The organism is Herbidospora galbida (genome assembly GCF_005233835.1).
GTDB lineage: Bacteria > Actinomycetota > Actinomycetes > Streptosporangiales > Streptosporangiaceae > Herbidospora > Herbidospora galbida.
In genome coordinates this window covers 19,991-37,049 of the sequence record NZ_SZQA01000054.1, presented here as the reverse complement: position 1 = coordinate 37,049, position 17,059 = coordinate 19,991, and the positions used below count along the sequence as shown (strand labels likewise).

Annotated in this window: 19 protein-coding genes and 1 pseudogene; 16 read left to right on the top strand and 4 right to left on the bottom strand. The window is 71.5% G+C overall.

The features are described 5' to 3' along the window. Nucleotides 1–273: pseudogene (locus FDA94_RS35330) on the bottom strand (2-phospho-L-lactate guanylyltransferase); the annotation flags it as partial. 54 nt (nucleotides 274–327) lie between these two features. Between FDA94_RS35330 and FDA94_RS35325 the strand changes: the two are divergent. The 4 genes from FDA94_RS35325 (at nucleotide 328) to FDA94_RS35310 (ending at nucleotide 4,439) form a co-directional block, all read left to right on the top strand. Further along, complete coding sequence (locus FDA94_RS35325) at nucleotides 328–1,002, top strand: lysophospholipid acyltransferase family protein (protein ID WP_137251388.1); 675 nt, start codon at nucleotides 328–330, stop codon at nucleotides 1,000–1,002. A 21-nt stretch (nucleotides 1,003–1,023) separates the two neighbouring features. Further along, nucleotides 1,024–2,028, top strand: a complete 1,005-nt coding sequence (locus FDA94_RS35320; RefSeq protein WP_137251387.1) for an NAD(P)H-dependent glycerol-3-phosphate dehydrogenase — start codon at nucleotides 1,024–1,026, stop codon at nucleotides 2,026–2,028. Between the two features lie 115 nt (nucleotides 2,029–2,143). Then, a complete protein-coding gene (locus tag FDA94_RS35315; protein ID WP_246060332.1) occupies nucleotides 2,144–3,304 on the top strand; it encodes a trans-sulfuration enzyme family protein in 1,161 nt (386 codons plus the stop codon). Nucleotides 3,305–3,344: 40 nt separating this feature from the next. Next, on the top strand, nucleotides 3,345–4,439 hold the full coding sequence (locus FDA94_RS35310) for a D-alanine--D-alanine ligase family protein (RefSeq protein ID WP_137251386.1): 1,095 nt from the start codon (nucleotides 3,345–3,347) through the stop codon (nucleotides 4,437–4,439). Here the strand turns inward: FDA94_RS35310 and FDA94_RS35305 are convergent. Together FDA94_RS35305 and FDA94_RS35300 are read right to left on the bottom strand one after the other, a co-directional pair. Beyond that, on the bottom strand, nucleotides 4,436–4,867 hold the full coding sequence (locus tag FDA94_RS35305; protein ID WP_137251385.1) for a DUF3515 domain-containing protein: 432 nt from the start codon (nucleotides 4,865–4,867) through the stop codon (nucleotides 4,436–4,438). The two genes, FDA94_RS35310 and FDA94_RS35305, sit on opposite strands and share 4 nt — an antisense overlap. Continuing rightward, entirely contained in the window at nucleotides 4,864–5,097 is a 234-nt protein-coding gene (locus FDA94_RS35300) for an Lrp/AsnC family transcriptional regulator (RefSeq protein WP_061297054.1), read from the bottom strand. Before FDA94_RS35300 ends, FDA94_RS35305 begins: the two co-directional genes overlap by 4 nt. Before the next feature lie 64 nt (nucleotides 5,098–5,161). Here FDA94_RS35300 and FDA94_RS35295 point away from each other — a divergent pair, with 64 nt between their 5' ends. The 3 genes from FDA94_RS35295 (at nucleotide 5,162) to thiD (ending at nucleotide 8,260) form a co-directional block, all read left to right on the top strand. Then, on the top strand, nucleotides 5,162–6,094 hold the full coding sequence (locus FDA94_RS35295; RefSeq protein ID WP_137251384.1) for a thiamine-phosphate kinase: 933 nt from the start codon (nucleotides 5,162–5,164) through the stop codon (nucleotides 6,092–6,094). Between the two features lie 854 nt (nucleotides 6,095–6,948). Further along, entirely contained in the window at nucleotides 6,949–7,431 is a 483-nt protein-coding gene (locus FDA94_RS35290; RefSeq protein WP_137251383.1) for a hypothetical protein, read from the top strand. A gap of 25 nt (nucleotides 7,432–7,456) precedes the next feature. Next, the gene (gene thiD, locus FDA94_RS35285; protein ID WP_137251382.1) at nucleotides 7,457–8,260 is read left to right on the top strand and encodes a bifunctional hydroxymethylpyrimidine kinase/phosphomethylpyrimidine kinase; all 804 of its coding nucleotides are present in this window, start codon (nucleotides 7,457–7,459) and stop codon (nucleotides 8,258–8,260) included. A 61-nt stretch (nucleotides 8,261–8,321) separates the two neighbouring features. On the opposite strand, the gene rpmB is transcribed toward thiD, so the two are convergent. Then, nucleotides 8,322–8,507: a 50S ribosomal protein L28 gene (gene rpmB / locus FDA94_RS35280; protein ID WP_030456605.1), complete on the bottom strand. Its 186-nt coding sequence runs from the start codon at nucleotides 8,505–8,507 to the stop codon at nucleotides 8,322–8,324. A 123-nt stretch (nucleotides 8,508–8,630) separates the two neighbouring features. Here rpmB and FDA94_RS35275 point away from each other — a divergent pair, with 123 nt between their 5' ends. The 9 genes from FDA94_RS35275 to FDA94_RS35235 all read left to right on the top strand — a co-directional run bounded on the left by FDA94_RS35275 (nucleotide 8,631) and on the right by FDA94_RS35235 (nucleotide 17,004). Then, nucleotides 8,631–10,181, top strand: coding sequence for a DAK2 domain-containing protein (locus tag FDA94_RS35275; RefSeq protein WP_137251381.1), 1,551 nt, complete (start codon nucleotides 8,631–8,633; stop codon nucleotides 10,179–10,181). A 34-nt stretch (nucleotides 10,182–10,215) separates the two neighbouring features. Further along, entirely contained in the window at nucleotides 10,216–12,378 is a 2,163-nt protein-coding gene (gene recG / locus FDA94_RS35270; RefSeq protein ID WP_137251380.1) for an ATP-dependent DNA helicase RecG, read from the top strand. A 648-nt stretch (nucleotides 12,379–13,026) separates the two neighbouring features. Continuing rightward, nucleotides 13,027–13,593: a 16S rRNA (guanine(966)-N(2))-methyltransferase RsmD gene (gene rsmD / locus FDA94_RS35265; RefSeq protein ID WP_137251379.1), complete on the top strand. Its 567-nt coding sequence runs from the start codon at nucleotides 13,027–13,029 to the stop codon at nucleotides 13,591–13,593. A gap of 9 nt (nucleotides 13,594–13,602) precedes the next feature. Further along, complete coding sequence (gene coaD / locus FDA94_RS35260; protein WP_030456609.1) at nucleotides 13,603–14,079, top strand: pantetheine-phosphate adenylyltransferase; 477 nt, start codon at nucleotides 13,603–13,605, stop codon at nucleotides 14,077–14,079. A 75-nt stretch (nucleotides 14,080–14,154) separates the two neighbouring features. Further along, the gene (locus FDA94_RS35255; RefSeq protein WP_062341441.1) at nucleotides 14,155–14,712 is read left to right on the top strand and encodes a YceD family protein; all 558 of its coding nucleotides are present in this window, start codon (nucleotides 14,155–14,157) and stop codon (nucleotides 14,710–14,712) included. A gap of 1 nt (nucleotide 14,713) precedes the next feature. Further along, nucleotides 14,714–14,893, top strand: a complete 180-nt coding sequence (gene rpmF, locus FDA94_RS35250) for a 50S ribosomal protein L32 (protein WP_030456611.1) — start codon at nucleotides 14,714–14,716, stop codon at nucleotides 14,891–14,893. Nucleotides 14,894–15,128: 235 nt separating this feature from the next. Next, entirely contained in the window at nucleotides 15,129–15,884 is a 756-nt protein-coding gene (gene rnc / locus FDA94_RS35245; protein ID WP_137251378.1) for a ribonuclease III, read from the top strand. Then, entirely contained in the window at nucleotides 15,884–16,741 is an 858-nt protein-coding gene (gene mutM / locus FDA94_RS35240) for a bifunctional DNA-formamidopyrimidine glycosylase/DNA-(apurinic or apyrimidinic site) lyase (protein WP_137251377.1), read from the top strand. The genes rnc and mutM overlap by 1 nt, the downstream gene beginning before the upstream one ends. Next, complete coding sequence (locus FDA94_RS35235) at nucleotides 16,735–17,004, top strand: acylphosphatase (protein ID WP_137251376.1); 270 nt, start codon at nucleotides 16,735–16,737, stop codon at nucleotides 17,002–17,004. Before mutM ends, FDA94_RS35235 begins: the two co-directional genes overlap by 7 nt. Nucleotides 17,005–17,059: the final 55 nt, after the last annotated feature.

The following is a 17,059-nucleotide window of genomic DNA, read 5'->3' as shown; positions in this document are numbered from 1 at the left end:
CGCCGCCCCGGCCCGCAGGGCCGCGTTCAGCCCCACATCGGGGTCCGGTACGACGTCCGCCCCCAGCCCCGCCAGCACGGCGGCGGGCCTCGGGTCGGCCGTCACCACGATCACCCGCGCGACCCCCTCGGCCGACAGCGCGGCCGTCACCGTGTCGGCGGCCACCGCCACCGCCAGGTCCTCGCGATGGGGGCCGGCGGCGGCGGCCAGCCGGGTCTTGGCCCTGATCAGGGTCTTGACGGGGACGACGATCGTCCATCCGAGCCGTTGCATGACACCAAGCATCGCGCCTCGACATCGGCTCGGGCCAACCGGGACACTGGGGCGATGAGCCGCCGCCCCGGGCGACCGTCCCGTTTCTGGGAGACGGTCGCCGTCGTGATCATCAAGCCGCTTTCCCTGCTGCTCGTGAAGCACGACTGGCGCCGGCTCGACCGCATCCCCAAGACCGGCGGCGTCATCGTCGTCGCCAACCACCTGTCGTGGACCGACCCGGTGCTGCTCGGCCACCTGCTCTACGCCGCCGGGCGCTGGCCGGTCGTGCTGGCCAAGTCGGGGGTGTTCGCCGTGCCGGTCCTGGGCAAGGTGATCGCGGCGCTGCGCGCCATCCCCGTCCATCGGGGCAGCTCAGAGGCCACCCGTTCGCTGCACGACGCCGAGGAGCGCCTGGCCGAGGGCGGCGCCATCCTCTTCTATCCCGAGGGCACCATCACCCGCGACCCCGCCCTGTGGCCGATGGCCGGCAAGACCGGCGCGGCACGCCTGGCGCTGGCGACCGGAGCCCCGGTGATCCCGATCGCCCACTGGGGGGCGCAGGAGCTCCTGCCGTACGGCGAGAAGAGGCCCCGGATCTTCCCCCGCAAGACCTTCAAGGCGGTCGTCGGCGAACCGGTCGACCTGTCGGGGTTCGAAGACCGCCCGGCCGAGGCGACCGCCGAGATCATGCGCGCCATCACCCTGCTCGTCGCGGAGCTACGGGGTGAGAAGGCGCCTGACGCCTAATCACCGCGTACGGTGAGCACCATGACCAAGGCTGCCGTTTTCGGGTCCGGTTCGTGGGGCACCATGTTCGCGCTCATTCTCGCCGAGGCGGGCACGAAGACCACGCTGTGGGGCCGCCGGCCCGATCTCATCGAGGCGATCAACCAGCGCCACGAGAACCCCGACTACCTGCCCGGACTGCGGCTGCCCGACACGGTGCGCGCGACCACCGACCCGGCCGAGGCGATGGACGGCGCCGAGTACGTCGTCCTGGCCGTGCCCTCGCAGACGCTCCGGGCGAACCTGGAGGCCTGGCGGCCCTGGCTGCCGCCCCGGGCGGTGCTGGTCAGCCTGATGAAGGGCATCGAGCTGTCGACGACCAAGCGGATGAGCGAGGTCATCGAAGAGGTCGGCGGGGTGCCGAGGGAGCGGATCGCGGTCGTGTCCGGCCCCAACCTGGTGGGCGAGCTGGCCCAGCGGCAGCCGGGGTCGACGGTCGTGGCGTGCTCCGACGAGGCGGTGGCCGCCCGGTTGCAGGAGGCGATCCACCTGCCGTGGTTCCGGACGTACACCAACACCGACGTGGTCGGGGTCGAGGTCGGGGGCGCGGTCAAGAACGTGATCGCGCTCGCGGTGGGGGTGTCGGCCGGTATGGGCATGGGCGACAACCTGGCCGCGACGCTGATGACCAGGGGCCTGGCCGAGATCTCCCGGCTGGGCGTGGTGCTGGGCGCCGACCAGCACACCTTCGCCGGGCTCGCCGGAATGGGCGATCTCATAGCGACATGTACGTCTCCATTGTCCCGTAACCGTACTTTCGGTGAGAATCTTGGGCGCGGCATGACCTTCGAGGAGGTCGTCTCCGTGACCAAGCAGACCGCCGAGGGGGTCAAGTCGTGCGAGTCGGTGCTGGAGCTCGCCAGGAAGCACGACGTCGAGATGCCCATCACCGAGGTGGTCGTCGGGGTGGTGCACGACGGGATGACCCCCGGCGAGGCCGCGATGCTGCTGATGTCGCGCACCCCGAAGCCCGAGCGCTACGTCTGAGAGCGGGTGACGCCCGGTGAGCCGAGGCCGGCGCTCCTTCGAGCCGGATCCACGCCGAGAGTCACAGCCCGCCTCAGGCCGCCCTCGTCCCGCCCTGGGCGAGAACACCAGGGCGGTGCACCTCCCACAACCGCCGCCGCCCCGGCAGGAGCCCATCGGGCTGCCCGTCTGGCGGTCGGCCTCGTGGGCCTCCTCAGGCGACCACGCCGACGTGACCGACGCCGACGTCGCCGACAACCCGACCGTCGACGCGTTCGCCGCAGCGGTGGCCGCCCTTGAGGGGGCAGCCGCACCGGAGGACGTCGCCGGCCAGGCGTTCTCCTCCGGGATGGCGGCGATCACCGGGACCCTGCTCACCTTCCTGGGCAACGGCTCCCACGTCGTCGCCCTCGCGCCGGTGAGCGGCGCCACCCACAAGCTGCTGACCGGCGTGCTGTCCCGCTTCGGGGTCTCGGCCGACTTCGTCGACCACGCCGACCTGCTCGGGGTGCGGGCCGCGATCCGGCCCACCACCAAGATCGTGTACGCCGAGACGCTCGCCACCCCCACCATGGCGGTGGCCGACCTCCGGGGCCTCTACCAGGTCGCCCGGCAGGCGGGCGCGCTGCTGGTGGTCGACTCGACGTTCGCCACCCCGGTCGTCTGCCGCCCGCTCGAACACGGCGCCGACCTGGTCATCCATTCGGCGACCAGATACATGGGCGGCCACGACGACTGCGTCGGCGGCGTCGTGGTCGGCCGTCCCGACCTGGTCGCCAAGGTGCGCCAGACCCGCATCGACACCGGCTCGGCGCTCTCGCCCGACGACGCCTTCCTGCTGCGCCGGGGCCTGGAGAGCCTGCCGCTGCGGGTCCGCCGCATGTGCTCGACCGCGATGGTCTTCGCCGCGTCGCTGGCCAGGCATCCGCGGGTCCGGCGGGTCGACTACCCGGGCCTGCCCACCCACCCGGGCCACCAGACCGCCCGGCACCTGTTCGACTCCGGTCCCGAGGGCACCCGGTTCGGCGCGGTCGTCACCCTCACCCCCCACGGCGGGTTCGCGGCCGGGGCGGCGCTCACCGACCGGCTGCGCACCGCCGCCGTCGCGCCGTCGATGGGCGGCACCCACACCAAGGCCGTCCACCTGGCCTCGGTGGCGCGCTCCGGCGACGCCCTGTCGGGGGTCGACGCGGGGGCCGTGCGCTTCGCCATCGGGCTCGAAGACGCCGAGGACCTGATCGCCGATGTCACCCAGGCACTCGACGCATTGGGCTCTTTGCCCCGAGCTCGGACCTGACGAGGCGTTTTTCCACCTCGACAGGATAGATTCGGACCTCATGAACCGGATTCGAGTCGCCGTCGTCTTCGGCGGGCGCAACTCCGAGCACGCGGTGTCGCTGATGGGTGCCGGAAGCGTCCTGTCGGTGATCGACCGTGAGCGATATGAGGTCGTGCCGATCGGCATCGCACCGGACGGCCGCTGGGTCATCGCGGCCGACACCCAGAGCTACGCGATCGAGGACGGCGCCCTGCCGGTCGTCGACACCAGCGGATCGGCGCTGGCCATCCCGCCCGGCGACGGCTCCCTGGTCGCCCTCGACCCGGGCGACATCCCGCGCTCGATCGGCGCGGTCGACGTGGTCTTCCCGGTCATGCACGGCCCCTTCGCGGAGGACGGCACCATCCAGGGCCTGCTGGAGATGGCCGGGGTCCGCTACGTCGGCTCCGGAGTCCTCGCGAGTGCCGTTGGTATGGACAAGGCGTACATGAAGGCGGTCCTGAACTCGGCCGGGCTGCCGGTGGGGCCGTTCGTCGTGGTGGCCGACCGGGCCTGGCGCACCGACCGCCACCGGGTGCTCAAGGAGATCGAGGAGCTCGGCTGGCCGGTCTTCGTGAAGCCCGCGCGGGCCGGGTCGTCGCAGGGCATCTCCAAGGCGTCGACGCCCGAGGAACTGGAGACGGCGATCGAGTTCGCCCGCGAGCACGACCCGAAGGTCCTCGTCGAGGCGGCCATCCCCGGCCGCGAGATCGAGTGCGCCGTGCTGCAGGGCCTCGGCGACGAGCCCCCGGCCGCGAGCGTGCCCGGCGAGGTGCTGGTCACGGGTGGGCAGGAGTTCTTCGACTTCGAGGCCAAGTACTACCCCGACCAGATGGCCCTGCGGGTCCCCGCCGACCTCCCCGAGGAGGTGGCCGAGGAGATCAGGGCCATGGCGGTACGGGCGTACGAGGCACTCGGCTGCGAGGGGCTGTCACGGGTCGACTTCTTCTACACGCCCGACGGCCGGCTGATCCTCAACGAGATCAACACGATGCCCGGATTCACGTCGCTGTCGGTGGCGCCCCAGCTGTGGGCGGCGACCGGGCTGCCCTATCCGGAACTCGTCGACCGGCTCATCCAGCTCGCCCTGCAGCGCCCGCTCGGGCTGCGCTAGGGGATCGTGGCCTTGATCGGGTCGGCCAGGTCGACCAGGACGCTGCCCGGCTGATGGTTCGCGGAGATCGTCACCTCGATGTAGGCCTCGCGGTTGACCGTGGTGAACAGGGTCGGGCGGGCGGGATCGGCGAACCAGCCGACCCCGTTGACGTCGCTCACCTCGGCGGTCGGCTCCATCGAGGCCGGGCGGCCGACGCCGCAGCGCAGGGCGATCTCCCCGGGCCCCCACACGGCGGTGTAGGGGGAGACCGGATCGGTCTCGGTGCGGGCCAGCCCCTCGATGGTGGCCGGCAGCTTCTTGGACAGGGCCTGGCAGGCGGTCGCGGCGGCCCCCTCGGGGGCGGGCGGGTCGAGGCTCACCGCCTGGGCGCACCCCGCCGCCAGCCCCGTCGACACCGCCGCAACGATCAACCAGCCACGCTTCATATGTGGACGATAGGGCAGGTCAGCGTGCGCGTGATCCCCTTGACCGACTGGATCTGGGCGACCACCAGCTTGCCCAGTTCGTCGACGTTGTTGGCCTCGGCCCGGACGATCACGTCGTAGGGGCCGGTCACGTCTTCGGCTTGGGTGACCCCAGGGATCTTCGAGATGGCCTCGGCCACAGCCGCTGCCTTGCCGACCTCGGTCTGGATAAGGATGTAGGCCTGCACCATCAGGTCCTCCCGGGATTGATCACCACCGAAAGGTCAAGGTACCCCGAACACCAGGAGGTGTGACATCACAGTCGGAGAACTCGGCGAATTCGGTGTTGTTAGCCGGATATCGGGGCGTCTGCCCCAAGGCGCGACAGTCCTCCTCGGCCCAGGCGACGACGCGGCGATCCTGCGCGCTCCGGACGGCAGGGTCGTCGTCACGACGGACATGCTCCTTGAGGGTAGACACTTTCGCCGCGATTGGTCCAGCCCGTACGAAATAGGTCGAAAAGCGGCAGCACAGAATCTTTCCGACATTTCGGCCATGGGGGCGGTGGGGACGGGGCTTTTCGTGGGACTCGGCATACCCGCCGACCTGCCGGTCGCCTGGCTCGACGCGCTGATCGACGGCCTCCGCGACGAGTGCGACCTCGTCGGGGCGAGCCTGGCCGGGGGAGACGTGACGCGCTCGGCGTCCGTGGTGCTGGGCGTCACCGCCCTGGGCGATCTCCAGGGCCGCTCGGCCGTGCTGCGGTCGGGGGCCCGGCCGGGTGACGTCGTGGCCGTGGCGGGCTCTCTGGGGCGCTCTGAGGCCGGTTTGCGACTGCTTCTGGCGGGATTGTCAGGTTTTGACGATCTGGTGGAGGCGCATCGGCGCCCCCGGCCGCCCTATCGGGAAGGCCCCCGGGCCGCCGCGCTGGGCGCCACCGCGATGCTCGACGTCAGCGACGGCCTTCTGCAGGACCTCGGCCACATCTGCGCGGCCAGCGGGGTGGCGATCGTGCTCGACCCGGTCGAGGCGCCCGACGATCTGGCGGCGGCGGCCAAGGCCCTGGGGGCCGACCCCGTCGACTGGATCCTCACCGGAGGAGAGGATCACGCGCTCGCCGCAACCTTCCCATCCGGGGTTGTCCTGCCTTCCGAGTGGCGGATTGTAGGAAATGTGGCCGAAGGGGATGGAGTACAGGCCGGAGGGCGGGAGAATGTCCGGGGGGGTTGGGATCACTTCCGAGGATGACGGGAACTGTGTGACAGCGGCAGCGTGACCTGTTAAGAAGGTTGGCGGGTGCAGATCAGGAAGGACCAGCAATGGGGCGCCACCGGGCCGGACGGACGGCCACGACCCCGGTCAAGAAAACCAAGCCGAAGGTCGACGAGACCGGCGACCCCCTGACGGGCCCGGTTCCACCTGCACCGATCCCGAACCCGGGCGATCCCCAGCCCACCGGCCCCCTCGCCGCCCCGGTCCAGGCCCCGGCCGACCCCCAGGGCGACCTCTCGACAGGGCCGTTCACCGGGCCGATGCAGCCGATCGGACCTCCCTCGACGGGCGCCTTCGCCGCCCCCGTCCAGGCACCCGGCCGACCGACCACCGACCCCCTCGCGTCCGGCGCGGTCCCGCCTCCCGGCGGCCCGCCTTCGACGGGCGCCTTCGCAGCTCAGAGCGGCCACATGGCCGACCCCACGACCGGCCCCTTCACGGGCCCGGCGGGGCCGGCTCCGGGTGGTCCTTCGACGGGTCCGTTCACGGGCCCGGTCGGACCGCCTTCTGGTGGTCCTTCGACGGGGCCGTTCACCGGGCCGGTGCCGGGTGGCCCGTTCCCTGATCCGCTGGCGGGGCCGCCTCCCGGTGGTTCTCCGACGGGTCCGTTCACGGGCCCGGTCGGTCCGCCTTCGGGTGGGTCGCCTTCCGGTGGTCCCTCGACGGGGCCGTTCACCGGGCCCGTCGGGCCGTACCTCGCAAACGATCCGCTCGGGGTTCAGGGCCAAGGCCAGGGGGCCGATGATCCGGCCACCGGGCCGATCACGGCGCCCGTCCGGGCGGCTCTCGGATCGGGTGGTGACGGCGCGGTCGCGCAGGGGACGGCGCAGTTGACCTATCGGTGGCCCGATGACGACGAGGCCGCCACGGGGGAGATGCCCGAGTCCACCACCGAGGCTCCGCTGCCCGGCGGGCCGAGGCCGGGGCGCCGGCGGCGGAACCGGGAGGCGGTGCCGATCGCGCGGTCGCGGCGGATGGCGGTGATCTCCGGGGTGGCCGTCGTCGCGGCGGTGTGCCTGACGCTGCTGGGGATCCGGCTGGCCTCCGGCGGGACCGAGCTGGTCGTGGTGCCCACGCCCAGTGAGACCGCGCCGCCGCCGCCTTCGCCGACGCCGAGGAAGATCTCGCCGAGCCCGACGCCCAAGGCGTCCGAGTCGGCGCAGGCCACCTCGCGGCCGCATCCGCAGCCGGTGGTCACCAAGCCCAAGCCGAGCCCGAAGCCCAAGCCGACCACGCCCACGCCCGAGCCGCCTCCCGTCGAGGTCGACCTCGACACCGGGCCGACGCAGAACCAGCCGGGGTTCGGGTTCTAGCCGGGGCAACTGATTGGATGTCAGCATGACCCCACCGCGCGTGCTGACGATCGCGGGCTCGGATTCCGGCGGTGGCGCCGGGATCCAGGCCGACCTGAAGACGATGCTGGCCAACGGTGTCCACGGCATGAGTGTGATTGCCGCGGTGACCGCGCAGAACAGCCTGGGAGTGCAGGGCTACTGGGAGCTGCCGCCCGAGGCGGTCAAAGCCCAGCTCGACTCGGTGCTGGGCGACATCGGCGTCGACGCGGTGAAGACCGGCATGCTGGCCTCGCCGATCCTGGTCGAGACCGTCGCCGAGGTGCTCGCGGGCGTCGCGGCGCCGATCGTGGTCGACCCGGTCGGCGTGTCGAAGCACGGTGATTCGCTGCTCGAACCGGCGGCGGTCGACGTCGTCAGAGCCCGGTTGCTGCCGCTGGCCACCGTCGTGACGCCCAACCTGTGGGAGGTCGAGCAGCTCACCGGCGTGAAGGTCGAGGCCGAAGAGCAGATGATGGCGGCGGCCGAGGCCGTGCTCGCGCTCGGGCCGAAGTGGGCGCTGATCAAGGGCGGCCACCTGCCGGGCGAGCCGGTCGACCTGCTGACCGACGGCGAGACGGAATATCGCTACAGCGCCGAACGCCACGACAACCACCACACCCACGGCACCGGCTGCACCCTGGCCTCGGCCATCGCCTCCCACCTCGCCCACGGCGAAGACGTGCCCGACGCGGTCAGGATCGCGAAAGACTACGTGACCGGCGCGATCGCCCACGGGTTCGGCCTGGGCGCGGGCATCGGCCCGGTCGACCACGCCTGGCAGTGGCGGCCCCTCGACGTCGTGCAGTGAGGACGTCCGCGAGGGAACACGAAAGGGCCCGCCTCGCGAGGCGGGCCCTTTCGGAACAGCTCTAGCGGGTGACCTTCCCGGCCTTGATGCAGGAGGTGCACACGTTAAGCCGCTTCGGCGTCCCGTTGACCGTCGCGCGCACGGTCTGGATGTTGGGCTTCCAGTTGCGGCGGGTTCGGCGGTGCGAGTGGGAGACGTTGTTGCCGAAAATCGGCTTCTTAGCGCAGACGTCGCAGACGGAAGCCACGGTCATCGCTCCTTCGGAGAATCAGAGAGCCCGGTTCGCAACGGGCAGAAAGGCCAGGCCGAACGGCTGGCCATATGAGGATAGCCGATGTCGGCCAATGCATGTTAAACGAAGGGATCACCCATGCTGGACGTCCTCGATCCTCCCGCGGTGCGGGAATGGGCCAGGCGGTCGGCGCAGGCGCTCGGCGCGGCCCGCGCCCAGATCGACGCGCTGAACGTCTACCCGATCCCCGACGGCGACACCGGCACCAACCTCCACCTGACGCTGCTGGCGGCGGCCGACGCCCTCGACGCGCTGCCCGACACGGCCGATCACGACGCGACCTGGCGGGCCCTCGCCCACGGCGCCCTCCTCGGGGCCCGGGGGAACTCCGGGGTGATCGTCAGCCAGGCCCTGCGCGGGCTGGCCGAGGTGCTCCGCACGGCCGAGGGCCGCGCCGCCGACCTGCGGACCGGCCTGGCCAGGGCGGCCGAGCTCGCCACCGCCGCGGTGTCGCGGCCGGTCGAGGGGACCGTGCTGAGCGTGCTGGCCACGGCCGCCTCGGCGGTGCGCGACCTGCCCGGCGACCTGGCGGCGATCGCGGCGAAGGCGGCCGAGGAGGCCCGCGTCGCGCTCGCGCGGACCACCGCCCAGCTCGACGTGCTGGCCAGGAACGGGGTCGTCGACGCGGGCGCGGCCGGCCTGGTGATCATCCTCGAAACGCTCGTGGACGTCGTCACGGGCGTCCACGGCCGCCACGAGGTGCCCGCGCCGGCCCGGCCGGTGATCCGCGAGGACGACGAGGACGCCCACGGCTACGAGGTCATGTACCTCCTGGACGCCCCCTCGGTCGACCGGCTGCGCGAGGAGCTCGACGCCCTCGGCGACTCGCTGGTGATCGTGGGCGGCGACGGGCTCTGGAACGTGCACGTCCACGTCGCCGACGCCGGAGCCGCCGTCGAGGCCGGGCTGGCGGCCGGGCGGCCGCACCGGATCAGGATCACCTACCTGGGCGGGCGGCCCCACGTCACGGGCGGGCGCGGGGTGGTCGCGGTCGCCGCCGGAGCCGGGCTCGCCGCCCTCTTCCGGGAGTCGGGGGCCGTGGTGGTCACCCGCGAACCGGGGACCTCGCCGCCGCTGGCGGCGGTGCTCGCGGCGATCAGGGAGGCCGGGTCGGAGGTCGCGGTGCTGCCCAACGACGCCGCGGTGCGCTCGGTCGCCGCCGCGGCGGCGGAGATCGCCCGGGAGGAGGGCACGGTGGTCGGCGTGCTGCCGACGCTCGCCTCGGTGCAGGGGCTGGCGGCGCTCGCGGTGCACGATCCGGCCCGGCGGTTCGACGACGACGTGCTGGCCATGGCCGAGGCCGCCGCGCACACCCGGCACGGGCACGTCTGGGTGGCCAACCGGGAGGCGATGACGTCGGCGGGCGTGTGCCACCCCGGCGACGTGCTGGGGGTGGTCGACGGGGACGTCGCGCTCATTGGGACCGACCTGCGGGAGGTGACCCAGGACGTCGTGCGGCGGCTGGTGTCGGCCTCCAGTGAGCTGGTGACGCTGGTGACCGGAGGTGAGACGGGGGAGGGGCTGGCGGAGGCCGTACGGGATCTGCTGGCTCTTGAGCGGCCCGACGTCGAGGTGGTCGCCTACGCGGGCGGGCAGGGCGGTTACCCGCTGCTCATCGGTGTCGAGTGATTTCTGTCGGCCGGGCGCGGTAGAACTGGGTGTCGTGACCAGGTTCGACGAGCCGTTGAAGCGGGTGGTCGGCGCCAAGACCGCCGCGCCGCTCGAAAGCGCCCTCGGCGTCGCCACCGTGGGCGAGCTGCTGCGCCACTACCCGCGCCGCTACGCCGAGCGCGGTGAGCTGACCTCGATCGCCTCGCTGGAGCACGACGAGATCGCCACCGTGCGGGGGCGCGTGTCGGCGGTGCAGCGGCGGCCGATGAAGAACCGCCAGGGCACCTGGCTCGACGTCGAGGTCACCGACGGCAAAGACCGCATCCACCTGGCCTTCTTCGGCAAGGGGGCGTTCGTGGCCGAGCAGCGGCTGCTGCCGGGCACCGAGGCGACCTTCTCCGGCAAGGTCAACGTCTTCGTCTCGCCGAAGGGCGCCAAACGCCGGTCGCTCACCCATCCCGACTACGTCACCGACGACGAGGAGACCAGCGAGGAGTTCGCCACCGCGCCGGTGCCGATCTACCCGTCGGCGCAGAGCCTGGCGAGCTGGAAGATCGGGCGCGCGGTCCGGCTGATCCTCGACACCCTGTCCCTCGACGACCCGCTCCCGGCCCCGATGCGCGAGCGCCACGGGCTGATCGGCCTGGCCGAGGCGCTGACCCTCATCCACCGCCCGCGCGACCAGGGCGACATCGCCCGCGCGAAGAAGCGGCTCAAGTTCGACGAGGCGTTCAACCTCCAGGCCGTGCTGGTCCGCCGCCGCATGGCCGCCGACGCCCTGCCCGCCCAGCCGAGGCCGGGCAGCGCCGACGGCCTGCTGGCCGGGTTCGACGGGCGGCTGCCGTTCCAGCTCACCGAGGGCCAGCGCACGGTGGGCGACGAGATCGCCGCCGACCTCGGGCGCGACCATCCGATGCACCGCCTGCTCCAGGGCGAGGTCGGCGCGGGCAAGACCGTGGTGGCCCTGCGCGCGATGCTGCAGGTCGCCGACTCGGGCGGCCAGGCGGCCCTGCTGGCCCCGACCGAGGTCCTGGCCCAGCAGCACCACCGCTCGATCACCGCCATGCTCGGCGACCTCGCGGGCGGCGGCATGTTCGGCGGCACGTCGGTGGCCCTGCTGACGGGCTCGATGGGCGCCGCCGCACGGCGGCAGAACCTGCTCGACGCCGCCTCGGGGGCGGCCGGGATCGTCGTCGGCACCCACGCGCTGCTGCAGGACAAGGTCCAGTTCGCCGACCTGGGGCTGGTCGTGGTCGACGAGCAGCACCGGTTCGGCGTCGAACAGCGCGACGCGCTGCGCGAGAAGTCGGCGTCCGGGCGTCCCCACGTGCTGGTGATGACGGCGACCCCGATCCCCCGCACGGTGGCGATGACGGTGTTCGGCGACCTGGAGGTCTCGACGCTCTCCCAGCTCCCCTCGGGCCGCGCGCCGATCACCACCCACGTGGTCCCCGCCGCCGAGAAGCCCCACTATCTGGAGCGCACGTGGGAGCGGGTGCGCGAGGAGGTCGGGCTCGGCCGGCAGGCCTACATCGTCTGCCCCCGCATCGGCGACGTCGAGGGCGACGAGGGCGACCTGACCAAAGACGCCGACGAGCGCCGCCCGCCGCTGGCGGTCCTCGACGTGGCCGAGATGCTGGCCTCGGGCCCGCTGGCGGGCCTGCGGGTCGAGGTGCTCCACGGCAAACTCCCACCTGAGGAGAAGGACGCGATCATGCGTGCCTTCACCCGGGGCGAGATCGACGTGCTGGTGGCCACCACGGTCATCGAGGTCGGCGTCGACGTGCCGAACTCATCCGTGATGATCATCATGGACGCCGACCGCTTCGGCGTCTCCCAGCTCCACCAGCTGCGCGGCCGGGTGGGCCGGGGCGGCCTGCCGGGCCTGTGCCTGCTGGTCAGCGAGACCATGCCCGGCACTCCGGCCCGCGACCGCCTCGACGCGGTGGCGAGCACCCTCGACGGCTTCGAGCTGTCCCGGGTCGACCTGGAGCAGCGCCGCGAGGGCGACGTGCTCGGGGCGGCCCAGTCGGGGCGCAAGTCGTCGCTGCGGATGCTCCAGCTGCTGCGCGACGAAGACGTCATCGCCGAGGCGCGCGAGGAGGCGCAGAACCTGCTGGCGCGCGATCCCGAGCTGGCCGACCATCCGGCGCTGAAGGCCGAACTCGACGCGCTGGCCGCGGGGGAGCGGGCGGAGTACCTGGAGAAGACCTGAGGGTCCCGCCGCCGATGTGCCGAGGACGCGGGTGACACGGCCCGCCGCACCGGCGCTTGGGCACCACCGGGCTGGGTGGCGACCGGCTGGGGCGCGCTTCCTGCGGCGGGCCGTCAGAAAGCGGGCTTGCCGAACCAGCGGGCCAGGAGCCCGGTGGGCATGTCTTCCGCCGGCGTCGGCGGCGGCTGTGAAGGCGTGTCGTTCTGCTGCTCTGGCGGCGTTGCGGTGCGGGCCGGGAGCGGGGATGAGCGCCGGCTACGGGCCCTCGCGGGCGCAGTGGGCGGGGTCCGCCAGGCGGAGCCGTAACGGAAGAAAGCTCTTGAGGTTGCGAAATGGCGGAGATACGGGAGCGATCGCATATGGGGGCTGCCGGGCCGTGGGCCCTGGGTCATAGAAATGACCCAGGGCCCAGCCATGGGACGGCCTCCCCCCGAATGCCGTCCCCGGCTGGGCCCACCCTCGGGTCAGGTGCCGAGGGCGCCGGCGTGCGGAAGGGCTCACGATCACGCCGGCCGGCCTTCCCCTGGGTCACCTTGAAGGCCGCACGTTCATAGTGCAGGGCCACCGGCCCGAACGGAACGACCCTGGCCGTTCCATCGACAGGCATTACCGAGCTTTTCCATTCCGGGTCTCCGCGACAATGGGCTGGTGACGCGTCTCATCGCCGGAACCGCCGGTGGCAGGCGGATCGAGGTCCCGCCCGGCAGGGGAACCCGGCCCACCAGCGACCGCGCCCGTGAGGGCATCTTCTCGACCGTCGGGTCGCTCGCCGGCGTGCCGGAGCGGGTGGCCGACCTCTACGCCGGGTCGGGCGCCATCGGGCTCGAGTCGCTCAGCCGGGGGTCCGGGCACGCGCTGCTCGTCGAGTCCGACGCCAAGGCGCTCCGCACGATCAGGGCCAACGTCGCCTCGCTCGGCCTCCCGGGGGCCGTGGTGCGGGCCGAGAAGGTCGAGCGGCTCGTCGCGCGTCCCTGCGAGGGCGAGCCCTACGACTTCGTCTTCGCCGACCCGCCCTATGTCGTCTCCGACGACGTGGTCCACAAGGTGCTGGTCCAGCTGCTCGAGAACGGCTGGCTCGCAGACGGGGCGCTGGTGGCGGTCGAACGCGAGACCAGAGGGAATGATCTGCGGTGGCCCCCCGGCTTCGAGGAGGCCAGGGCGCGTCGTTACGGTGAAGCGACCGTTTGGTACGGTCACGCCAACCGGGCCGAGTAGGGGGTTGTTGTGCGCAGAGTCGTCTGCCCCGGATCGTTCGATCCCGTGACGAACGGCCATCTCGACATCATTGGCCGGACGTCACGTCTGTATGACGAGGTCGTCGTCGCGGTGTTGATCAACATCGAGAAGACGAGCCTGTTCACCGTCGAGGAGCGCATCGACATGCTCCAGGCGGTGACCAAGGAATACGGCAACGTCCGGGTGGAGAAGTTCCACGGCCTCCTGGTCGACTTCGCCCGCCAGCAGGGCATCCCGACGATCGTCAAGGGCCTGCGCGCGGTCAGCGACTTCGACTACGAGCTCCAGATGGCGCAGCTCAACTACCGGATGTCGGGGGTCGAGACGCTGTTCATGTCGACCAACCCCGAATACTCCTTCCTGTCGTCGAGCCGGCTGAAGGAGATCGCCCGCTACGGCGGCGACGTGTCGGGCCTGGTGCCCGACCTCGTGCTGGAGCTGCTGGTGGAACGCGTGCGCGGCTGAGCTCCCCGGCGGGCTGGTATTCTTGCGTTTCGGCCTTGCACGACGGCGGTCATTCGCCATGCCTAAGAGACCAGGATGAAAGTGCACACCCTCGACCCTCGCGCTCCATGGGTTATTTCCACCCATGACCTCGGGCGCCGCCCGGGGTCGATGCGCACGATGAAACCCGTTCTCCCGGCTCCGGCGGACGTCGCGGTCGGCTTGATCGGCGTCCCCAAAGACGCCGACGTCGAGCTGGATCTCCGGCTCGAAGCAGTGATGGAAGGCGTGCTCGTCACGGGCACGGCGCTGGCCCCTCTCACGGGAGAGTGCTCGCGCTGCCTGGAACCCCTGACCTCGGATGTCGAGGTCGACTTCCAGGAGCTCTTCTTCTACACGGCGGAAGACGCCGGAGAGGACGACCAGATCCTCGACGGCGAGCTACTGGATCTTGAGCCGACATTCCGTGACGCGGTGGTGCTCGCGCTGCCGCTGAGCCCGGTGTGCAGCGACGACTGCGCCGGTCTCTGCACGGAGTGCGGGGTCAAACTGGCCGAGGCCGGTCCCGACCACCGCCACGAGACGCTCGATCCCCGCTGGGCATCACTGCGGGGCCTGGTTTCCAACAACGACGAAGACGATCAGGAGGCCTGACGTGGCCGTTCCCAAGAGGAAGATGTCGCGGGCCAACACGCGCGCCCGCAGGTCCCAGTGGAAGACCAGTGCGGTCGCGCTCGTGAGCTGCCCCCAGTGCCGCTCCCCCAAGCGTCCCCACATGGCCTGTGGCGAGTGCGGCACCTACAACCGCCGCCAGGTCATCGAGCCCAACGCCTGACCGCCCCGGCGGCTCAGGTGACCGCCGACCGGGATCGTCAAACGACCCCGGTCGGCGTTATTTTGCTCCACAGACGCGTCACAAGGCGCGGCTCCACTGCGTGCGGCGGCGGTCGTGCCCGCGGTCGTGGTGGACGCCGGGTTCAACCCGGCGTCCACCACGCCTTCGGGGCTTCGCCAGAAGTTCACTCCTGCCACCGTGCCGGCGGTTCGCCATGCACGAGGAGGAAAACTTCATGATCGGTAAGCCCGTCGCCGTCGAGGTCGTCCGCGACGAGCTGGAGGGCGTCCTCCAGGTCCGGCTCGACACCGCGATCCTGGAACGAGCCCTGACCCACCGCTCCTACGCCTACGAGAACGGCGGCCTGCCCACCAACGAGCGCCTCGAGTTCCTGGGCGACTCGGTGCTGGGCCTCGTGGTCACCGACACGCTCTACCGCGACCACCCCGACCTGCCCGAGGGCCAGCTGGCCAAGCTGCGGGCGGCCGTGGTCAACATGCGCGCCCTGGCCGACGTCGCCCGGTCGCTCGGCATGGGCCGCTACCTGCGGCTGGGCCGGGGCGAGGAGGGCACCGGCGGGCGCGACAAGTCGTCGATCCTGGCCGACACGCTGGAGGCCCTGATCGGCACCGTGTACGTCGACAAGGGCCTCGACGAGGCGTTCCGGGTCGTCCACACGCTGTTCGACCCGCTGATCAAGCGGTCGGCGTCGCTGGGCGCCGGGCTCGACTGGAAGACCTCGCTGCAGGAGCTGACCGCGTCCGAGGTGCTCGGGGTGCCCGAATACCACGTCGAGGAGTCGGGTCCCGACCACGCCAAGTCGTTCGTGGCGACGGTCAGGGTCGGCGGGCAGGACTACGGCAAGGGCGCCGGACGGTCGAAGAAGGAGGCCGAGCAGCAGGCCGCCGAGGCCGCCTGGACGGCCATCCGCGCGATGCGCGACGCCCGTGAGGCCGCCGCCGCTGCCGCGGCGGGCCAGGCCGCCGTCTGATGCCTGAGCTTCCGGAGGTCGAGGTCGTCCGGCGCGGCCTCGACGTCTGGGTCTCGGGCCGGACGATCGAGTCGGCCGAGGTGCTGCACACCCGGGCCGTCCGCCGGCACGAGGGCGTGCTGTCCGACCAGCTCAAGGGCCGCCGCGTCGAGTCGGCCGACCGGCGCGGCAAGTACCTGTGGCTGCCGCTCGACGACGGCGCCGCCCTGATGGCCCATCTGGGCATGAGCGGCCAGGTGCTGATGGTCCCGAAGGGGACGCCCGACGAGAAGCACCTGCGCGTCCGGGTGACCTTCGCCGACGACGGGCCAGAGATGCGCTTCGTCGACCAGCGGACGTTCGGCCATCTCATGATCACCCAGCTGACGGCGGCCTGGGGGCGTACCGTCCCGCTGCCGATCGCGCACATCGCGCCCGACCCGCTGGAGGACGCTTTCGACGAGGATGTCTTTACGGCAGCTCTGAAAAAGCGAAAAACCGGCATAAAGCGGGCACTTCTTGACCAGAGTTTGATCAGTGGCGTGGGAAACATCTACGCCGACGAGGCCCTCTGGCGGGCGAAACTGCACTGGGCCCGCGCGACCGAGACCCTCACCAAGCCGAAGATCTCCGAACTCCTTGCCGCCGCCCGTGCCGTCATGACCGAAGCGCTCGGCCAGGGGGGTACATCGTTCGACAGCCTGTATGTGAACGTGAACGGCGAATCGGGCTACTTCGACCGGTCACTCAACGTGTACGGCCGCCGCGACGAACCTTGCCCGAGATGTGGCACGCCTATCCGGAGAGACGCCTTCATGAACCGCAGCAGCTACTCGTGCCCCACGTGCCAGCCGCGCCCGAGGAACGGGCGATGGTGAGGCTCACCGCGTGGGTGCGCGGACGGGTGCAGGGCGTGGGTTTCCGCTGGTGGACGCGGGCGCGGGCGCTGGAACTGGGCCTCACGGGCTGGGCGCTCAACCTCGGCGACGGGCGGGTCGAGGTGGTGGCAGAGGGCCCCAGAGAGGCCTGTGAGCGCCTCCTGGAGCGTCTGAGAGGCTCTGACACGCCCGGACATGTCTTAGGAGTGTCTGAGCGCTGGTCGGACGTCAAGGGCGGTTTGGTGGGGTTCGTGGAGCGCTAGCTCTTCCCTTAAACCGCCCAAATGAGGTATATTTACATGTCGACAGTGTCCAACG